The following is a 17,879-nucleotide window of genomic DNA, read 5'->3' on the forward strand; positions in this document are numbered from 1 at the left end:
ATGGCGAAGGCAAAGTTCGAACGCAACAAACCGCACGTGAACATCGGGACCATCGGTCACGTTGACCACGGCAAGACGACGCTGACCGCGGCGATCACCAAGTATTTCGGCGACTTCCGCGCTTACGACCAGATCGACGGCGCGCCCGAGGAGAAGGCCCGCGGCATCACGATCTCGACCGCGCACGTGGAGTACGAGACCGAGGCCCGCCACTATGCCCACGTGGACTGCCCCGGCCACGCCGACTACGTGAAGAACATGATCACCGGCGCCGCGCAGATGGACGGCGCGATCCTGGTGGTGAACGCCGCCGACGGCCCCATGCCGCAGACGCGCGAGCACATCCTGCTGGGCCGCCAGGTCGGCATCCCCGCGATCGTGGTCTACATGAACAAGGTCGACCAGGTGGATGACGAGGAGCTGCTGGAGCTCGTCGAGATGGAAATCCGCGAGCTGCTGTCGTCCTACGAGTATCCCGGCGACGACATCCCGGTCATCCCGGGCTCGGCTCTGGCCGCGATGAACGGCGAGAACCCCGAGATCGGCGAAGAGTCGATCAAGAAGCTCATGGCCGCCGTGGACGAGTACATCCCGACGCCCGAGCGCGCCGTGGACCAGCCGTTCCTGATGCCGGTCGAGGACGTGTTCTCGATCTCGGGCCGCGGCACCGTGGTCACCGGCCGTGTGGAGCGTGGCGTGATCAACGTGGGCGACGAGATCGAGATCGTCGGCATCCGCGACACCAAGAAGACGACCTGCACCGGTGTCGAGATGTTCCGCAAGCTGCTGGACCGCGGCGAAGCCGGCGACAACATCGGCGCGCTGCTGCGCGGCGTGGACCGTGACGGCGTCGAGCGTGGCCAGGTGCTGTGCAAGCCCGGCTCGGTGAAGCCGCACACGAAGTTCGAGGCCGAGGCCTACATCCTGACCAAGGAAGAGGGCGGCCGCCACACGCCGTTCTTCGCGAACTACCGCCCGCAGTTCTACTTCCGCACGACGGACGTGACCGGCACGGTGCAGCTGAACGAAGGCACCGAGATGGTCATGCCGGGCGACAACGTGCAGTTCGGCGTCGAGCTGATCGCGCCGATCGCCATGGAAGAGAAACTGCGCTTCGCCATCCGCGAAGGCGGCCGCACCGTCGGCGCCGGCGTGGTGTCGAAGATCATCGAGTAATCGGAACGCATCCCGGCGCACCCCGCCGGGATGACCCGAGACCGAAAGCGCAAAGGCCCCGCGAGGGGCCTTTGTCGTGCCGGCCCCCCTGCATCCCCACGGGCGCGGTGTCAGGGCATTCTTCGCCGTCCTGACGCGAAACGACCCGTGCCGTTGAACCGGCGCACCGCGCATTTCGTTGCAAGCGCAGGGACCGCGCCGGTAGAGGGTTCGGGACCGCGCGACCGGAAAGGACCCCGCCCATGGATCGACATATCGTCCTTGCCCACCGACTGGCCGGTGACGGCGCCGCGATCGACACCGACGAGGACATTTCCGAGGCGCTGGCCGCCGATGGCTGCGCCTGGGTTCACCTGTCATTCGACCGCCCCGAAACCGCGATCTGGATCGAGCGGCATCTGGACTATCTCGATCCGTCGATCCGGGCCGCCCTGACCGAACCGATGAGCCGACCGCGCGCGCTGCGGATCGGCGCGGGCCTGCTGCTGATCCTGCGGGGCATCAACCTGAACGAAGGCGCCGACCCCGAGGACATGGTGTCGCTGCGCGTCTATATCGACCCCGCCCGGATCGTGTCGCTGTCGCGGCGCAAGCTGCGATCGGTGGGCGAGCTGTCGGATCGCATCGCGCGCGGGCAGGGGCCCGAGGACGCGGGCGCGTTCCTGGCCGACCTGGTCGAGCTGCTGACCGACAGGATCGAGGCGCAGGTCGCCGACCTCGAGGCGCGGAGCGAGGCGCTCGAGGCGGCGGTCATCCAGGATCCGATGCCGAACCACGCCGCCGAGACAACCGATCAGCGGCTCGAGGTGGCCGACCTGCGCCGCTTCCTTCCCGCCCAGCGCGACGCCGTGCGCGACTGCCTGCGGGCTGGACTGGACTGGGTCGACGAGGCCGATCACGCGAAGCTGGGCGAACAGCTCGACCAGCTGACCCGCGTGACCGAGACGCTGGATGCCGTGCGCGAACAGCTGGCCACCATCCGCGCCGAGATCGACGGCGCCCGCGACGAGCGGCTCAACCGCAATCTCTACGTGTTGTCGGTGATCTCGGCCGTGTTCCTGCCTTTGGGCTTCATGACGGGCCTGATGGGAATCAACCTCGCGGGCATGCCGGGCGCGTCATGGCCGCCCGCCTTCTGGGTGTTCAGCGGGTCGATGGTGGTCATGGCGGTGGCGGTGCTGGCGGTGCTGCGGCTGTTCCGCGTGCTTTGACGCGTCGCCGGCGCCCGGCCTAGTCGCCGCCGTCGCCGTCCCCGCACGCCCCCCAGTCGCCACCGTCGAAACTGTCGCCCGGTCTTTGGCCCAGGCCCGGATGCGTGTGCGATCTGCGGGTGCGGCCCAGCGGGGTTTTCCAGCTATAGACGGGGCTGCCCAGGGGTGTCCTCGTCCGGCGAAGCGTGCGCACCTGCACCACGTGCGCGAGCCCCCGCCATGCGAGGCCGCCCACCAGCCAGGCCACCAGCAGCCATGCCAGCCATTCGAGATCGAGCGTGAGCAACCGACCCTCCGTTCTGCACCGGGCCAGTCATCGCACGCGATTGGGGCAGGAGATTGGCCGGACGGACCGGGCTTTCGCGCCATACGAAAACACCCCCGCAGAGAACTGCGGGGGTGTGTCGGGCGCGGCGGGTCAGGCCGCGCCGGAAAGATCGGGGATCAGGCCGCGGCGGCGTTCACGCCGCCCTTGGTGGCGATCTCGGTCATGTGCCGGTCGCCATCGTAGGTCTGGTCGAGGCATTCCTGCAGGATCGCCGCGTCGCCGTCCAGCTTCAGCCGGTTGGCGAAGGCGACGAGGCAGCCATAGCCGGCCAGCGCATAATGCACCATCCGCTGGTATTGGGTGATGATCATGGCATCGCGCACGTCGCTATCGCCGAACTCTTCGTCGAGCGCGTGGGCATGCGCCTCTTTCACGAGACCTTCCATGCCCTTGCAGAACTCGCCATCGGGGTTCACGCCGTGGTCCGAGCAGATCTGTTCGAGCTTCTGCATGCCGTCGGCAATGCCGGCGCTGCCCGCGGCCATGGCTTCGCCGAGTTCCTTGTCCTCGGTGGCCTGACCAAGGGCGGTCGTCGCCTCGATCGACTGTTTGCAGGCGCTATAGAGGTCCTGGATCTGGTCGATATAGACGTCTTTGAGGCTGTTCATCGCCATGGTGTTATCTCCTTCCGTCGAAGTAGGCATTCGTTGCGAAAACAACATTCGCAGCCGCCCATTGTTCCACACGATCCGGCCTTGACGGGGGCCCGCGCCTGCCATACGCAACACGCGGCCTAGGGGTATAGCTCAGCTGGTAGAGCGACGGTCTCCAAAACCGTAGGTCGCGGGTTCGAGCCCTGCTGCCCCTGCCAATCCACCAAAAGACCCGCGAACGTCACGACGCGCAGCCGTCGTCCTTCAGCGGGTCATGCCCCCAGTTCATCAGTGAATACCGCCACGTGCTGTCCTCGAGATCACCGTTGGGCACCTGCGCGCAGTGACGATTGATGTAACCCACCACCTTTTGCATATGGTCCCACTGGGCGTCGGTCAGGTCGTCCTTGTTGGTGCGCTTGATCTTCACGATCTTGCGGCCCGACTGGTGACCCGTGGACTCGCCGCCATCGTCATCGCCCACCGACTTGCTTTCCTCGGTCTCCAGCCAGTCCTCGAGCTCTTGCGGCGCCATGTTCACGCGGTCGCCCCATTCGTCCCAGATCTCGTCTTTCGATTTTGCCATTGCGTCTATCCTTTCGTTGCAGCGGCAATCGACCGGGTGTCCGTCGGGTTCCGCGCGGGCTCTGGTCATTGGCGTCGGCTTGGTTAGGGTCGGACGGATCAACGCCGTTTGGGAGGACGCGCATGGCCATCATCACAAGCCCGCACGACACGATTGCCATCCCCGAGATGTCGATCACGGAACGCCTGATCGCCGGCCTGGAGGGGCAGGGCGACGCCGTCGTTCTCACCGATGGTCCCACGGGGCGCAGCTTGACCGCGGCGGCTTTGGAGGATGCGGTCCGCCGGCTCGCGGGCGGCTTGATCGACCGGGGGCTGAAGCGCGGCGACGTGCTGGCGCTGATGGCGCCCAACGTGCCGGAATACGCAGTGGTCTTCCACGGCACGGCCTTCGCGGGCGGCACCGTGACCACGGTCAACCCGACCTACACAGCCCACGAGGTGCGCAAGCAGCTGACCGACTCGGGCGCAACCTGGCTGGTGACGGTGCCCATGTTCCTCGACACCGCGCGCGCGGCGGCAGAAGGCACCAAGGTCAGCCAGATCGCGGTGATCGGCGAGGCGCCGGAGGCGACGCCGCTGACCGCGCTCATGGGCGACCCGCTGGGGGCGCAGGTGCCGGTGGACCTGGAGCGGGACATCGTGGTGCTGCCCTATTCCTCGGGCACCACGGGCCTGCCGAAGGGTGTCATGCTCAGCAATCGCAACATGGTCGCCAACGTGGACCAGACGCTGGCGGCACTGCCCATCGAAAAGGGCGAAAGCACGGTCGCCTTCCTGCCGTTCTTCCACATCTACGGGATGAACGTGCTGATGAACGCCTTCCTGGCGGGGGGCGGCGCGCTGGTGACCATGCCGCGTTTCGAGCTGGAGCTGTTCTTGCAGCTCATCCCGCGGCACGGTGTGAAGAAGCTATACCTCGTGCCGCCCGTGGTGCTGGCGCTGGCCAAGCACCCGATGGTGGACGAACACGACCTGTCGTCGGTCAAGCAGCTCATCAGCGGGGCGGCGCCCCTGGGCGGCGACGTGGCCGACGCGGCGGCCAAGCGGCTGGGCGCCGTGACCACGCAGGCCTACGGCATGACCGAGCTGTCGCCCGTCAGCCACGCGACGCCCCTGGCGCGGCCCAAGTCGGGCGCCTCGGGCGTGGCGATCGCCAATACCGAGTGCCGGATCGTGGATCTCGAAACGGGCGAGGATTGCGCCCCGGGCGGCGAGGGCGAGCTGTGGGTGCGCGGGCCGCAGGTGATGCTGGGCTACCTGAACAACGCCGAGGCGACCGCCGCCACCATCACCGAGGATGGCTGGCTGCGCACCGGCGACCTGGCCGTGGCGGACGAGGACGGATACTTCTTCATGCGCGAGCGGGTGAAGGAGCTGATCAAGGTGAAGGGTTTCCAAGTGGCGCCCGCCGAGCTCGAGGCCGAGCTGCTGGCCCACGACGCCATCACCGACTGCGCCGTGCTGGGCAAGCCCGACGACGAGTCGGGCGAGGTGCCGGTGGCCTTCGTCGTCGCGCAGGACGGTGCCGGGCTGTCGGCCGAAGACGTCACCGCCTTCCTGGCCGGGCGACTGTCGTCCTACAAGGTGCCGCGGGACGTGCGGCTGGTGGACGAGATCCCGAAGTCCGCCTCTGGCAAGATCCTGCGCCGGGTGCTGCGGGACGGGCTGGCCTGACCGGTGGCATCGGACGAGGAGGTGGCAGAGGTATTGATGGCGCTGGCCCGCAGCCGCGGGCCCGACAAGACCTTCTGCCCGTCCGAGGCCGCGCGCCGGCTTGCGGATGACTGGCGGCCACTGATGGACGACGTGCGCCGCGTCGCCGCCACGCTACCGCTGCGGGCGACCCAGCGGGGCCGTCCGGTCGATCCGGTGGCAGCACGCGGCCCGATCCGTTTGCAGATCACGGAATGAGCGCCGGTATCTTCGCCGCCGTGATGGCGGCGGCCTTCCTGCACGCGGCGTGGAACAGCCTGATCAAGTTCGGCGCGTCCAAGATCACCGGCATGCTGATCCTCACCATCGTGCAGGGGGTGGCCGGGCTGGTGATCCTGCTCATGCGGGACCTGCCGGGGCTCGAGGTGGTGCCGTGGCTGGCCGCCAGCGGGCTGTTTCACGCGGGATACAAGCTGTTCCTGGCGCTGGCCTACGAACAGGGCGACCTGAGCCGGGTCTACCCCATCGCGCGCGGCACCGCGCCGCTGATCGTCATGGCGCTGAGCGGGCTGGTCCTGACCGATGCGCTGACGGGTTGGGAATACGCGGGCATCGCCGTGCTGGGCGCGGGGATCCTCGGCATGGCGCGGGGCGTGTTCTCGGGCGGCGAGGCGGTGCGCCTGCTGCCCTTCGCCCTGGGCTCGGCGGCCATGACGGCGGGCTATTCCATCGTCGACGGGCTGGGCGCCCGGGTGTCGGGCGACGCGGTGACCTTCGTCGCGTGGCTGTTCTTTCTCGACATGGTGCTGTTCACGCCGGTCTGCCTGGCGCTGCGGGGGCGGGACGTGTTGCGGGCCGACAGGCGGGCCTGGGGCCTGGGGGCGCTGGCCGCGGCGGCGTCCTACGGCGCCTATGCCATCGCGGTCTGGGCCATGACCGTTGCGCCCATTGCCCTGGTGGCGGCGCTGCGCGAAAGCTCGATCCTTTTCGCGGTGCTGATCGGCTGGCTGGTGCTGGGCGAACGGATGCACCGGGGCAAGGCGCTTTCGGCCCTGCTGATCGTGGCGGGCGTCGCGCTGACCCGGCTCTGACCCAGGGTCAGAGCTTTTCGCGGTAGATCCACTGCTGCGCGATCCCGGCGAAGACCAGGTAGATCGACAGGACGATCAGCGCCAGGTGCAGCGCATCGGAGGTCTGGAAGTTCTGCCACGCCGCGACGCCCGCCAGGACCGTCCACGCCAGTGCGGCCGGCAGCGTCAGCACGCGCCAGCGTTGCGTGCGGGTCGGGTGCACGAATTTCAGCGGCAGGAACATCGCCGCGGCCAGAAGGACCGTGATGATGAGGATCGTCCACCATTCCGGCTGGACCGCGAAGAAGACCAGCACCGCCATGTTCCAGCAGCCCGGGAAGCCCTGGAACGAGTAGTCCCGCGTCTTCATCCGCGTGTCGGCGAAGTAGATGACCGAGGTGTAGGTGATGACGATGATGGCGATCCAGCCCGTCCAGCCCGGTAGAAGGTCCGACCGGAACAGCGCGTAGGCCGGGATGAAAACGTAGGTCAGGTAGTCGATGATCAGGTCCATCAACACCCCGTCGAGCTGCGGCGCGTTCGTTCCCACGTCGTAGCGTCGGGCCAGCGGGCCGTCGATGCCGTCGACGAAGAAGGCCACCACAAGCCACAGCCACATGATGTCCCATTTCTGGTCCACCGCGGCCAGCATCGCCAGCATGGCGAAGACGGCGCCGCTGGCGGTCAGCAGGTGGACGAAAAGGGCCTTGATGCGCAGGGTCATGGCTGCCTCCTGCCGGATGGTGCGGCCAAGTGCAATCAGATGCCGCCGGCCGGGCGGCGTTCGATCTCGCGCGCGAACTGGTCCAGCCGGCGATCCAGCCGCCGCGTCATCGACGTCTTGGCCAGCTTCAGGGACTGCACCAGAAGGCGGCCCTTCATGGTGGTGGGACGGATATCCAGCGATACGAACATCCGCGCGCAGTTGGGCGCGACCTCCATCACCTCGACATTGAAGAGGGTGTGTATGCCATCCAGCTCGGCCTTGATCGCCAGCTGTGTGTCGGGGTCGTAGGTGACCACGCGCAGGTCGGCCTTGCGCGATCGGCCGCGATAGTCGAACCGGACCCGCCATGCCGCCATGCCGCGGCTTTCGCCGTTGGTCAGGTCGACCTGCGCGCCGGCGGCCCGCGCCTTCTGTTCGAAGCGCGTGAAGTCGGTCAGTGCGGCAAAGACCCGGTCCGGGGCCACATCCACATCTCGGCGGGTGGAAATCTTCATGGCGCGTTTGTTGCCCAGCCCGCGCGGCGCGTCAATCCAGCGTGTCGGCCAACCAGTGACGGATCAGGAAATGCGCGATGGCGCCGGGGCGCGCGGGTGCGATGTCGGGATGCTCGCCCGAGACGGCGCGCATCAGTTCTTCGCGCGAGACCCACAGCGCGTCCTCGATCTCGGCCGGATCGATGCGGATCTCGCGGCTGGTGGCGGTGCCATGGCATCCCAGCATCAGCGATGCCGGGAAGGGCCAGGGCTGGCTGGCGAGATAGCGCACGGGCCCGACGCGGATGCCGGACTCTTCGAAGGTCTCGCGCCGCACGGCGGCCTCGATGGTCTCGCCCGGTTCGACGAAACCGGCCAGCAGCGAATACATCCGGTCCGGCCAGCCCGGCGAGCGACCCAGCAGCAGGTCGTTGCCGTGAGTGATCAGCATGATCGCCACCGGGTCGCAGCGGGGGAAATGATGCGCCCCGCAGGCGGGGCAGTCGCGCTGCCATCCGGCCTGCGCCATTTCGCTTTCGGCGCCGCAACGCGCGCAGAAACGGTGGATGCGGTGCCATTCGAACAGCCCGCGCGCCGTCGCCGCCAGTTCGGCCTCGCGCGGGGTGAGCCGGGTCATCAGAGCGCGCAGTTCGTGGAACCCGTGATCGTCGGGCAGGGCCGGGTGACGCTGCACCGACGGGTCCAGGAAAGCGTTGAGGCTTTCGGGCATCTTGTCCGGCTGCCAGCGGTCCAGCGATGCGGCCAGCAGGGGGCCCGTGTCGTCGACGCCCAGCAGGATCAGCGGCCCGGCATCTTGAAGGGCCTTGCTGTCCGGGGCGATCTCGCCCAGGCGCGGCGCGGTCGCATCGCCGCGGACCAGCGGTTTCCCGCGCCAGAAGAGCAGCACACGCGCGCCGGCGGCCTTGCGCTGGTCCTCGACGTCCTTGCGCAGGTACGCCGCACGATCCAGCCCGGATCCGCCAAAGGTTACCAGTTCGGCACGTTGCATTTTGGCCACCTTCCCCGCGACGCTACGTCGCCCTAATCGCCAAGCATGAGGAGGATTGCAAGTGTGTCAGAAAGGTTGCACACTTCAACTTTTGGAGGAAGGATCCGCGTTGTGGATCAACGCACTACGCGGTTTGAAGGGATTTTTCGAGTTCCATGTACCGGTCTTCGCAGGGTCATGCGTTTTCCAGAGAAAATTTGTCGCGACAGAAGGGTGGACGGGCCATAAGGCTCCGGATTTTGGCCACCATCGACCTGCACGGTCATCTGCGGGCGTTCGACTATGTCGCCGGACGGACGAAAGAGTCCGGTGGCCTCACGTCCCTGGCGCCCGTGATCGAGGCGATGCGCGACGGTCCGTGGCCCAGCATCCTTGTCGATGCGGGCGATTTCCTGACCGGGACGTTCCTGGCCGACCAGGCGATGGAGCAACCGGATGACGAGGAGAACCCCGTCATCGCCGCGATGAACGCGTTGCAATATGACGCGGTCGCCCTGGGTAATCACGACATGGACTTCGGGTTGAGGAGCCTTCGGACGGCACTGCGCGAGGCCGATTTTCCAGTCCTCGGGACCAACCTGATCGCAGATGAGCCAGCCGGGCCGGTCGTCCGCACGGCGATGGTGACCAGGACGATGCACGGGGACGACGACGGGGAGCGGTCCATTCGGATCGGGATCCTGTCTGCTCTTCCGCCTCACACGGTGGCCGAGCTCCGCCATGCCCACACGGACATGGCGGATCTTCGCATGGAGCAGCCGATCGAGGCGCTGACGCAAGGCCTGGACGATCTCAGATCCATGGGGGCCGACATTTGTCTCGTCCTGTGTCACGAAGGTCCGTCCTATGGCACGTCGAACCGGTCGGATCTGGTCGAGAACATCGCGGCGCTGGACGGCGTGGACGCCATCGTCATGGGCCATCGGCACGCCGTCTTTCCGGCGGAGGGTGCCCCTTCGGATGGGGATATCGGCGGGGTGCCTGCGATCATGCCGGGGTGCTACGGTCGTCACCTTGGGTGCATTGACCTGTCGCTGGAATTCGAAGGGAACGGCTGGCGCGTGCTGGGGCACCAATCCCGGGTGTACGCGGCCCGCGGCGCCGTCGATACCGATGTGTCGCCCGCATTGCGCGTTCACGCGGTAACCGCGGACGCTCACGCCCGGGCAGAAGCCTCGGCCGGTCGAATCCTCGGTCGGATGCCGCGACCGGCCACGTCCTACTTTGCCCGCCTCGGGCGCGATCCGGGCACCATGCTCGTGGCGCGCGTCATGCGCGACGTGGTGGCCGATGCGTTCCCCGACCTGGACCCGGCATACCTGATCGGGCTGGCGGGGCCGCCCCACACGGGCTGGCAGGGGGGACGCGATTCCTGGACGAACCTGCCGGCGGGCGAGGTGCGGCTGGCCCAAATGGCCCGGCTTCATCCCTACGCGGAACGGATTTGCGCCGTGACGCTCAGCGGTGACGACCTGCGCGCGATCCTGGTGCGCAGTGCGGCCGGGTTCCGGTTCCTGCCGGATCATGCCGACGGGCGGGAAATCGTGAACGACCGGGTCCCGGGGCTCGAACTGAGCCTGAGCCCCGATATCGACGTGACCTTCGACCTTTCCAGCGAGCGTCCCAATGGGCGGGTCCGTGACATCCGCGTGCGCGGCCGCGCGCTCGACTTCGACGCCCGGTACACCGTCGCCATGTCGTTCTTCCGCGCCTGCGGCGGGCGGGCGTGGCCCGGCTGCAGCCAGCAGAAGGTCCGTTACGGCACATTGGGGACCGTGCAGTCCGCGCTGGTCGAGCGCGGGCTGGACCTGGTGGACGAATCCCTGTGGCAGCCGTGCTTCACGCTACGCTGGCCCACCACGGTGCGGCCCGTCTTCACGACCGCGCCCGAGGCCGCGCATGTCCTGGACCTGATCGAGGATCTGGGTCCGGTGACACAGGTCGATGGCGCGGGCGCGCGGGCCCGGTTCCGGCTGGGCGCCGGCGCCGGTTGAATTCCCCCGCGCGCGCGGTTATCTGCGGGGTCGAGAGGCTGGCGCGGGCAGGCGCCTCGCCAACCCGGTCAGATCCGGAAGGAAGCAGCCGCAACGAGCCCCGCTTGGGTCGCTGTCCAGCCTCTCACCCACTTCTCCTGACAATATGGGCCGCATCGGCCGTCGCGGTCCCTGGTCCAATCGCTCGGCCCGCCAAGCCGGGAAGCTGGGCGTGCGTCGCGCAAATCGCCGGACCGCATGGCGTCGCGTCCCAACGGCGCTATCCTCCCTGCGATGAGCGACAAGAACCAGATGGCGCGGGATCGGACCCAATGGGCCGAGGACCGGACGGACTGGGCCGAGGATCGGACTGTTCTGGCGGCCGAGCGGACTTATGCCGGCTGGGTGCGCACCGGGCTGACGACCATGGTGGTGGCCATCGCTCTGCAGGGAGTGTTCGGCCCGGCCGAGCCGACCTGGCTGCCGAAAGCTGTCGCGTCGGTCTTCATCTTCGCGGCGCTGTGCATCTTTTTGGCAGGATGGTCCGAAGCCCGGATCAACCACGGCAATTTCACGACCCGCGATGCCCGTTGCCAGCCGGTGTGGCGCTTGCACCTCCTGACCGTCGTGCTCTGCGCCGGGACGGTATTCACATGCGTCGTGCTCTGGCTGCTCTAGGCCAAGGGCGCTAGGCTGGCGGCTCACATCCCGACTCGACCGAGAGCCCATGACCGACCAGCCCGCCTACCAGGTGCTTGCCCGCAAATACCGCCCCCAGACCTTCGCCGACCTGATCGGGCAGGATGCGATGGTGCGCACGCTGGAGAACGCGTTCAAGGCGGACCGCATCGCGCAGGCCTTCATGATGACGGGCATCCGCGGCACCGGGAAGACGACCACCGCGCGGATCATCGCCAAGGGCATGAACTGCATCGGTCCCGAGGGGCAGGGCGGGCCGACCACCACCCCTTGTGGCCAATGCGAGCCCTGCATCGCCATCGCGAAGGGCACCCACGTGGACGTGATGGAGATGGACGGCGCGTCGCAGACCGGCATCAACGACATCCGCGACAACGTGTTGAACTCGGTGCAGTACGCGCCCGCCTCGGCGCGCTACAAGATCTACATCATCGACGAGGTCCACATGCTGTCGAACAGCGCGTTCAACGCGCTGCTGAAGACGCTGGAAGAGCCGCCCGCCCACGTGAAGTTCATCTTCGCCACGACCGAGATCCGCAAGGTGCCGGTCACCGTCCTGTCGCGCTGTCAGCGGTTCGACCTGCGCCGGATCGAGCCAGAGGTCATGCTGGCGCACCTGCGCGGCATCGCCGACCGTGAGGGGGCCGAGATCGGCGCCGATGCGCTGGGCCTGATCGTGCGCGCCGCCGAAGGGTCGGTGCGCGATGCGCTGTCGCTGATGGACCAGGCGATCTCCCACGGGGCGGGCGAGACCACCGCCGAGGCGGTGCGCGCCATGCTGGGGCTGGCCGACAGGGGCCGGGTGCTCGACCTCTTCGACACGATCATGCGCGGCGACGCGGCCGGTGCGCTGGCCGAGATCGCGGGGCAATACGCCGACGGGGCCGACCCGCTGGCCGTGCTGCGCGACCTGGCCGAGATCACCCATTGGCTCAGCGTCATCAAGATCACGCCGGACGCGGCCGAGGATCCGACCGTGGGCCCCGACGAGCGTGACCGCGGCCGCCGCATGGCCGAAGCCCTGTCCATGCGGGTGCTGACCCGCAGCTGGCAGATGCTGCTGAAGGCGCTGGAAGAGGTCGCGGCCGCCCCCAACGCCATGATGGCGGCCGAGATGGCGATCATTCGCCTGACCCACGTGTCCGACCTGCCGCCGCCCGAGGACCTGCTGAAGAAGTTGCAGGACGGCCCGCCCGCCGGTGCGCCCGCACCGGGCCCCGCGGCGCCCGCGCCGGCCCCCGCCGGGCCCTCGGCCTCGGCGCCGCACACGAACGGCGGATCGGCGCCGCGCGGCGGTGGCGGGTCCGGCGGCGCCGTCACGGCGCTGGCCGCCGACACGGACGCGCTGGCGCGGTTCGCCACGTTCGAACAGGTCGTCGCGCTGATCCGTTTCAACCGCGACGCCAAGCTGCTGATCGATGTCGAAACCGGCGTGAGGCTGGTCCGCTACAGCCCCGGCCGGATCGAGGTCGCGCCCACCGACGCCGCGCCGCGAGACCTGGCCGCGCGGCTGTCGCAACGCCTGCAAACCTGGACCGGCGCGCGCTGGGCGGTGTCGGTCGTCGCCGAAGGCGGCGCGCCGACCATCGCCGAGGAGCGCGACCGCGAGCGGCTGGAGCTCGAGGCCAGGGCCGAGGCGCACCCCTTGATGCAGGCGGTGCGCGCGCGCTTTCCCGAGGCCAAGATCCTCGAGATCCGGTCGGCCGCGCAGATCGCGGCCGAGGCCGCAGCCGAGGCCCTGCCCGAGGTCGAGGACGAATGGGATCCCTTCGCCGAGGATTGAGCGGCCGCGCGCCCGCTTTCGCGCGGCGCATGCCTTGCGATGCGGCAAGACGCTTCGTATCTGTGATTGAACGCAAGATCCCGAGGCAGGAGTGACAGGATGTTCAAAGGCATGGGCGGATTGGGCGACATGGCCAAGATGATGGCCGCCGCCAAGGATATGCAGGGCAAGATGGAGAACCTGCAGGAAGAGCTTCGCACCATCACCATCACCGGCGAATCCGGCGCGGGCCTCGTCAAGGCGACCGCCACCGCCAAGGGCGAGCTGACGGCGCTGGACATCGATCCGTCGATCTTCAATCCCGACGAGAAAGAGGTCGTCGAGGACCTGATTCTCGCCGCCATCAAGGACGCGCAGCTGAAAGCCTCCGAGCGCAGCCAGCAGGAGATGCAGAAGCTGACCGAAGGCCTGGGCCTGCCGCCGGGCATGAAGCTGCCCTTCTGATCACGTGGCGGGCGCGGGCGAGGATGTTCAGGCTCTGATCGACCTGATGGCGCGGCTGCCGGGACTTGGGCCGCGCTCGGCCCGGCGTGCGGTGCTCCACCTCATCAAGAAGCGTGGCCAGCTCATGCGCCCGCTGGCGCAAAGCATGGCCGAGGTCGCCGACCGCGTGCGCCCCTGCATCAATTGCGGCAATATCGGCACCGAAGAGCTTTGCGCGATCTGCCAGTCCGAGAAGCGGACCACCGGCGAAATCTGCGTGGTCGAGGACGTGGCCGATCTGTGGGCGATGGAGCGGGGCGGCGCCTTTCGCGGCCGTTATCACGTCCTGGGTGGCACCCTGTCGGCGCTGGATGCCGTGGGCCCCGAGGATCTGCGCATTCCCCACCTCATGGACCGCATCGCGGCGGATGGCGTGACCGAGGTCATCCTGGCGCTGAACGCCACGGTCGACGGGCAGACGACGGCCCATTACATCGCGGACCAGTTGCAGGGGCGCGGTGTCACCGTCACGTCGCTGGCCCAGGGCGTGCCCATCGGCGGCGAGCTGGACTACCTCGACGACGGCACGATTGGCGCGGCCCTGCGCGCGCGGAAGCAAATCTAGCGAAATTCGGCCATATCTTGGTGAATCTTCCCGCCTATCCACAAGAACCGTGGAATCAGGCCCCAGTTAGTCCTTTACAGGTGACCGCCCTTCCCACACCATGTTGTCAAGGACAGGCGAAAAAAAACCGCCGTCCTTGCACAGGCACCAGCCAAAGCGGCCCGCAAGAGGCCCGCGGCATAATAAACATGAGGGCGCCATGGCACTGAGCGAGCAGTATTTCCAGAGCGACGAGCTGGATCCGATCGATATCGTCGAACACCTTGCCGAGTATCACGAGTGGGAATTCGACCGCGTGGCCGATGACCAGATCGCGATGATGGTACAGGGGCAATGGCGCAGCTATTCGCTGACGCTGGCCTGGTCGCCGCAGGACGAGACGCTGCGCCTGATCTGCACCTTCGAGATGGAGCCGCCCGAGGATCGCCTGCCGGCAATCTACGAGGTGCTGAACGGCGCCAACGACAACATCTGGGCGGGCGCCTTCACCTACTGGCGCGAACCGCGCCTGATGGTCTTCCGCTACGGCCTGGTCCTGTCGGGCGGGCAATCGGCCACGCCCGAGCAGATCGACCGCATGATCGGCGCCGCCGTCGCCGCTTCCGAGCGGTTCTACCCGGCGTTCCAGCTGGTGGGGTGGGGCGGCCGCGCGCCCGACGACGCGCTGCAGATCGCCATTGCCGAGGCGTTCGGCCGGGCCTGATCCGCCAACACGGGCGGGCGCCGGGGCCGGCGCCGCGCCCGTTCCGACCTGACTGTTCCCCGAAACGACAGCCCCGCCGTTGCCCCGACCGGGCGCGCGGGGTTGATTGCGCTGACCGTCGCGGCATGTTCTGTCACGCAATGACAGAATGCCGCAGACAGGAAAGGGGCCGCCATGAATCTGGACGATCTAAAGAAACGGGGACTGGTTCTGCTGGGCTGCGGCAAGATGGGGTCGGCCATGCTGGAAGGCTGGCTGGCGGGCAGCCTGTCGCCCTCGGATGTCTGGGTGATCGACCCCAAGCCGTCGGACTGGTTGCAATCGCTGGACGGGCTGCACCTGAACGAGGATCTTCCCGAAGCGCCCGCCATGGTCCTGGTGGCGGTGAAGCCGCAGATGATGGGCGACGCGCTGCCGCAGATGCGCGCGCTGGGCGACGGTGAAACCGTGTTCCTGTCGGTGGCGGCGGGCACCCCGATCAGCGCGTTCGAGGATGCGCTGGGCGCCGCGACGCCGGTGATCCGCGCCATGCCGAACACCCCCGCCGCCGTGGGCCGCGGGATCACGGCGCTGGTCGCCAACGAGCGCGGAGAGCCCTCGCTGGCGCTGGCCGAGGACCTGTTGCAGGCGGTGGGCCAGACCGTCCGGCTCGACAGCGAGGACCAGATGGATGCCGTGACCGGCGTGTCCGGCTCCGGCCCGGCCTACGTGTTCCACATGATCGAAAGCCTCGCCAAGGCGGGCGAGGCGCAGGGCCTGTCGCCCGACCTGGCCATGGCGCTGGCCAAGGCGACCGTCGGCGGCGCCGGGCACCTGGCCGAGAACAGCCCCAAGGACCCCGGCCAGCTGCGCGTCGACGTGACCTCGCCCAACGGGACGACCCAGGCGGGTCTGGATGTGCTCATGGGCGAACTGCCCGACCTGATGGAGCGCACGGTGAAGGCGGCCGCCGACCGCTCGCGCGAGCTGAAGGGATGACCGAGGCGAGCTTCGCCGATTTCCAGAAGCTCGACATCCGGGTGGGGCGCATCACCCGGGCCGAACCGTTCCCCGAGGCGCGGAAGCCGGCGATCAAGCTTTGGGTCGAATTCGGCGCGTTGGGTGAGCGCAAGAGCTCGGCGCAGCTCACCCGCCACTACACGCCCGAGGGGCTCGTCGGTCGGCAGGTGATGGCGGTCGTGAATTTTCCGCCGCGCCAGATCGGACCCGTCATGTCCGAGATCCTGGTGCTGGGCGTGCCGGATGAAGACGGCGAGGTCGTGTTGCTGGCCCCGGATCGGGATGTGCCATTGGGAGGGCGGATGTTTTGAAAAAACTGTTCATTAGCAGATGGCTGCCGGACGAAACGCATGCAAAGCTTGAAGCCATTTTCGACGTCACCCACGTGGACCGGCCGCTGACGCCCGAGGCCGCGCGCGAGCGGATGGCCGAGTTCGACGCCATGCTCTGCTGCATCGGCGACGACCTTTCCGAGGCGGCGTTCGAGGGCGATCCCCGCTGCCGGCTGATCGCGAATTACGGCGTCGGCTTCAACCACATCGCGGTCGAGGCGGCGCGGGCGAAGGGCATCACCGTCACGAACACCCCCGGCGCCGTCACGGACGGCACGGCCGACATCGCCATGACCCTGATCCTGATGACCCGCCGTCGCGCGGGCGAAGGCGAGCGGCTGCTCCGCCGCGGCGAGTGGGAGGGCTGGCACCCCGGCGCGCTGCTGGGCGAGAAGGTCACCGGTGCGCATCTGGGCATCGTTGGGATGGGCCGCATCGGCAAGGCCATCGCCGCCCGCTGTCACCAAGGCTTCGGGATGGAGGTGTCGTTCTACAACCGCTCGCGCGTCGAAGATCCCGGGGTTCCCGCCACGCAGGTCGAGGACCTGAAGGACCTCGCGAGCCGCGTCGACATTCTCGTCCTGGCCGTGCCCGCGTCACCGCAGACGCATCACCTGATCGATGCCGAGGTGCTGGGTGCCATGCGCCCCGATGCCTGCCTGGTGAATATCGCCCGCGGCGACGTGGTGGACGAGTCCGCCCTGATCGAGGTGTTGGAACGCGGCGGCATCGCCGGTGCGGGGCTGGATGTCTACGAGCACGAACCGCACGTGCCGGACGCGCTGAAGTGCATGGAGCGGGTCACCCTGCTGCCGCATATGGGCACCTCGGTGATGGACGTGCGGCTGATCATGGGCGAGGTGATCCTCGAGGATCTGCGCGCCTTCGCGGAAGGGCGCGAGCCGCCCCACGCGCTCTAGAGCGGGCTGGCCTCGCCCGTGGCCTCGCGCCAGTGGCGCCGGCAGAGCGACAGGTAGGTCTCGTTCCCGCCGACCTGCACCTGCGCGCCTTCAGTCAGCACGCGGCCCTTGGCGTCCTTGCGGACCACCATGGTCGCCTTGCGGCCGCAATGGCAGATGGTGCGAACTTCGCGCATGTCGTCGGCCCAGGCCAGGAGCGCGGCCGAGGCCGGGAACAGCCGCCCCTGGAAGTCGACGCGCAGGCCATAGCACATGACCGGGACGCTCAGATCGTCGGCCACGCAGGCCAGTTGCCAGACCTGTTCGGGCGTCAGGAACTGCGCCTCGTCCACGAAGATGCAGGCAATCTCGGCCTCCGAGAGCCAGGCTTCGGCGCGCGCGAACAGGTCGTCGTCCGGCCCGCAGGTTTCGGCCGCGGCCGAAATGCCGATCCGGCTGCCGATCCGGCCAAGGCCCGCCCTGGTGTCGGTGCCGGTGGTCAGCAGCCGCGTCTCCATCCCCCGTTCGCGGTAGTTGTGCGCGGCTTGCAAGAGCAGCGTCGACTTGCCCGCGTTCATGGTCGAGTAGTTGAAGTATAGCTTGGCCAAATCCCCT

Annotated in this window: 21 protein-coding genes, 1 tRNA gene and 1 other RNA gene; 16 read left to right on the forward strand and 7 right to left on the reverse strand. The window is 68.1% G+C overall.

The window, feature by feature from the left end; translation table 11 throughout:
• On the forward strand, positions 1–1,176 hold a 1,176-nt coding region (gene tuf, locus BUB76_RS15575), incomplete at its 5' end, for an elongation factor Tu (protein WP_073127489.1).
• A gap of 242 nt (positions 1,177–1,418) precedes the next feature.
• The gene (locus BUB76_RS15580) at positions 1,419–2,387 is read left to right on the forward strand and encodes a CorA family divalent cation transporter (RefSeq protein WP_073129795.1); all 969 of its coding nucleotides are present in this window, start codon (positions 1,419–1,421) and stop codon (positions 2,385–2,387) included.
• A gap of 19 nt (positions 2,388–2,406) precedes the next feature.
• Here BUB76_RS15580 and BUB76_RS15585 read toward each other — a convergent pair whose 3' ends face one another.
• Positions 2,407–2,673: a hypothetical protein gene (locus BUB76_RS15585; protein ID WP_073129797.1), complete on the reverse strand. Its 267-nt coding sequence runs from the start codon at positions 2,671–2,673 to the stop codon at positions 2,407–2,409.
• Between the two features lie 158 nt (positions 2,674–2,831).
• Positions 2,832–3,329, reverse strand: a complete 498-nt coding sequence (locus tag BUB76_RS15590; RefSeq protein ID WP_073129799.1) for a ferritin-like domain-containing protein — start codon at positions 3,327–3,329, stop codon at positions 2,832–2,834.
• A 121-nt stretch (positions 3,330–3,450) separates the two neighbouring features.
• Between BUB76_RS15590 and BUB76_RS15595 the strand changes: the two genes are divergently transcribed.
• Positions 3,451–3,526, forward strand: a tRNA-Trp gene (locus BUB76_RS15595).
• 23 nt (positions 3,527–3,549) lie between these two features.
• Here the strand turns inward: BUB76_RS15595 and BUB76_RS15600 are convergent.
• Positions 3,550–3,894 carry a DUF3140 domain-containing protein gene (locus tag BUB76_RS15600; protein WP_073129801.1) on the reverse strand — a complete coding sequence of 115 codons (345 nt, stop codon included), beginning with the start codon at positions 3,892–3,894 and terminating at the stop codon, positions 3,550–3,552.
• Between the two features lie 122 nt (positions 3,895–4,016).
• Between BUB76_RS15600 and BUB76_RS15605 the strand changes: the two genes are divergently transcribed.
• Genes BUB76_RS15605 through BUB76_RS15615 form a run of 3 tightly spaced genes read left to right on the forward strand, consistent with a single transcriptional unit; the run spans position 4,017 to position 6,640 of the window.
• Entirely contained in the window at positions 4,017–5,570 is a 1,554-nt protein-coding gene (locus BUB76_RS15605; protein WP_073129804.1) for an AMP-binding protein, read from the forward strand.
• A gap of 36 nt (positions 5,571–5,606) precedes the next feature.
• Complete coding sequence (locus tag BUB76_RS15610; protein ID WP_073129807.1) at positions 5,607–5,807, forward strand: DUF3253 domain-containing protein; 201 nt, start codon at positions 5,607–5,609, stop codon at positions 5,805–5,807.
• Complete coding sequence (locus tag BUB76_RS15615) at positions 5,804–6,640, forward strand: EamA family transporter (protein WP_073129810.1); 837 nt, start codon at positions 5,804–5,806, stop codon at positions 6,638–6,640. The genes BUB76_RS15610 and BUB76_RS15615 overlap by 4 nt, the downstream gene beginning before the upstream one ends.
• Before the next feature lie 7 nt (positions 6,641–6,647).
• Here BUB76_RS15615 and BUB76_RS15620 read toward each other — a convergent pair whose 3' ends face one another.
• The 3 genes from BUB76_RS15620 to nudC are packed head-to-tail and all read right to left on the reverse strand — an operon-like array spanning position 6,648 to position 8,828.
• Complete coding sequence (locus BUB76_RS15620) at positions 6,648–7,343, reverse strand: CDP-alcohol phosphatidyltransferase family protein (protein ID WP_073129812.1); 696 nt, start codon at positions 7,341–7,343, stop codon at positions 6,648–6,650.
• Positions 7,344–7,378: 35 nt separating this feature from the next.
• Positions 7,379–7,840: an SRPBCC family protein gene (locus BUB76_RS15625; protein ID WP_073129814.1), complete on the reverse strand. Its 462-nt coding sequence runs from the start codon at positions 7,838–7,840 to the stop codon at positions 7,379–7,381.
• A 31-nt stretch (positions 7,841–7,871) separates the two neighbouring features.
• On the reverse strand, positions 7,872–8,828 hold the full coding sequence (gene nudC, locus BUB76_RS15630; protein ID WP_073129816.1) for an NAD(+) diphosphatase: 957 nt from the start codon (positions 8,826–8,828) through the stop codon (positions 7,872–7,874).
• Positions 8,829–9,067: 239 nt separating this feature from the next.
• On the opposite strand from nudC, the gene BUB76_RS15635 reads away from it, so the two are divergent.
• The 10 genes from BUB76_RS15635 (at position 9,068) to BUB76_RS15680 (ending at position 17,285) form a co-directional block, all read left to right on the forward strand.
• Positions 9,068–10,822, forward strand: coding sequence for a bifunctional metallophosphatase/5'-nucleotidase (locus tag BUB76_RS15635; RefSeq protein WP_175550327.1), 1,755 nt, complete (start codon positions 9,068–9,070; stop codon positions 10,820–10,822).
• 32 nt (positions 10,823–10,854) lie between these two features.
• Positions 10,855–10,951, forward strand: an RNA gene (gene ffs / locus BUB76_RS15640) — signal recognition particle sRNA small type.
• 144 nt (positions 10,952–11,095) lie between these two features.
• Positions 11,096–11,479, forward strand: coding sequence for a YidH family protein (locus BUB76_RS15645; RefSeq protein ID WP_073129820.1), 384 nt, complete (start codon positions 11,096–11,098; stop codon positions 11,477–11,479).
• Between the two features lie 49 nt (positions 11,480–11,528).
• Complete coding sequence (locus BUB76_RS15650) at positions 11,529–13,283, forward strand: DNA polymerase III subunit gamma/tau (protein ID WP_073129823.1); 1,755 nt, start codon at positions 11,529–11,531, stop codon at positions 13,281–13,283.
• 99 nt (positions 13,284–13,382) lie between these two features.
• Entirely contained in the window at positions 13,383–13,727 is a 345-nt protein-coding gene (locus tag BUB76_RS15655) for a YbaB/EbfC family nucleoid-associated protein (protein ID WP_073129825.1), read from the forward strand.
• 4 nt (positions 13,728–13,731) lie between these two features.
• A complete protein-coding gene (gene recR, locus BUB76_RS15660) occupies positions 13,732–14,331 on the forward strand; it encodes a recombination mediator RecR (RefSeq protein WP_073129827.1) in 600 nt (199 codons plus the stop codon).
• Between the two features lie 199 nt (positions 14,332–14,530).
• Positions 14,531–15,034, forward strand: a complete 504-nt coding sequence (locus BUB76_RS15665) for a type III secretion system chaperone family protein (protein ID WP_073129830.1) — start codon at positions 14,531–14,533, stop codon at positions 15,032–15,034.
• A gap of 174 nt (positions 15,035–15,208) precedes the next feature.
• Entirely contained in the window at positions 15,209–16,012 is an 804-nt protein-coding gene (gene proC / locus BUB76_RS15670) for a pyrroline-5-carboxylate reductase (RefSeq protein ID WP_073129832.1), read from the forward strand.
• Positions 16,009–16,344, forward strand: a complete 336-nt coding sequence (locus tag BUB76_RS15675) for a tRNA-binding protein (protein ID WP_073129835.1) — start codon at positions 16,009–16,011, stop codon at positions 16,342–16,344. Before proC ends, BUB76_RS15675 begins: the two co-directional genes overlap by 4 nt.
• A complete protein-coding gene (locus BUB76_RS15680) occupies positions 16,341–17,285 on the forward strand; it encodes a 2-hydroxyacid dehydrogenase (protein WP_073129837.1) in 945 nt (314 codons plus the stop codon). The genes BUB76_RS15675 and BUB76_RS15680 overlap by 4 nt, the downstream gene beginning before the upstream one ends.
• Here the strand turns inward: BUB76_RS15680 and BUB76_RS15685 are convergent.
• A complete protein-coding gene (locus tag BUB76_RS15685) occupies positions 17,282–17,872 on the reverse strand; it encodes a thymidine kinase (RefSeq protein WP_073129839.1) in 591 nt (196 codons plus the stop codon). The two genes, BUB76_RS15680 and BUB76_RS15685, sit on opposite strands and share 4 nt — an antisense overlap.
• Positions 17,873–17,879 lie beyond the last annotated feature (7 nt).

Origin of the sequence: Palleronia salina (assembly GCF_900141995.1) — a bacterium.
Lineage (GTDB): Bacteria > Pseudomonadota > Alphaproteobacteria > Rhodobacterales > Rhodobacteraceae > Palleronia > Palleronia salina.

Coding starts and splice junctions, on each gene's coding strand:
- BUB76_RS15625 (WP_073129814.1), bottom strand. CDS start 7,840: ATGAAGATTTCCACCCGCCGAGATGTGGATGTGGCCCCGGACCGGGTC.
- BUB76_RS15600 (WP_073129801.1), bottom strand. CDS start 3,894: ATGGCAAAATCGAAAGACGAGATCTGGGACGAATGGGGCGACCGCGTG.
- BUB76_RS15605 (WP_073129804.1), top strand. CDS start 4,017: ATGGCCATCATCACAAGCCCGCACGACACGATTGCCATCCCCGAGATG.
- BUB76_RS15590 (WP_073129799.1), bottom strand. CDS start 3,329: ATGGCGATGAACAGCCTCAAAGACGTCTATATCGACCAGATCCAGGAC.
- proC (WP_073129832.1), top strand. CDS start 15,209: ATGAATCTGGACGATCTAAAGAAACGGGGACTGGTTCTGCTGGGCTGC.
- BUB76_RS15580 (WP_073129795.1), top strand. CDS start 1,419: ATGGATCGACATATCGTCCTTGCCCACCGACTGGCCGGTGACGGCGCC.
- BUB76_RS15645 (WP_073129820.1), top strand. CDS start 11,096: ATGAGCGACAAGAACCAGATGGCGCGGGATCGGACCCAATGGGCCGAG.
- BUB76_RS15675 (WP_073129835.1), top strand. CDS start 16,009: ATGACCGAGGCGAGCTTCGCCGATTTCCAGAAGCTCGACATCCGGGTG.
- BUB76_RS15665 (WP_073129830.1), top strand. CDS start 14,531: ATGGCACTGAGCGAGCAGTATTTCCAGAGCGACGAGCTGGATCCGATC.
- nudC (WP_073129816.1), bottom strand. CDS start 8,828: ATGCAACGTGCCGAACTGGTAACCTTTGGCGGATCCGGGCTGGATCGT.
- BUB76_RS15655 (WP_073129825.1), top strand. CDS start 13,383: ATGTTCAAAGGCATGGGCGGATTGGGCGACATGGCCAAGATGATGGCC.
- BUB76_RS15650 (WP_073129823.1), top strand. CDS start 11,529: ATGACCGACCAGCCCGCCTACCAGGTGCTTGCCCGCAAATACCGCCCC.
- BUB76_RS15620 (WP_073129812.1), bottom strand. CDS start 7,343: ATGACCCTGCGCATCAAGGCCCTTTTCGTCCACCTGCTGACCGCCAGC.
- BUB76_RS15610 (WP_073129807.1), top strand. CDS start 5,607: ATGGCGCTGGCCCGCAGCCGCGGGCCCGACAAGACCTTCTGCCCGTCC.
- BUB76_RS15615 (WP_073129810.1), top strand. CDS start 5,804: ATGAGCGCCGGTATCTTCGCCGCCGTGATGGCGGCGGCCTTCCTGCAC.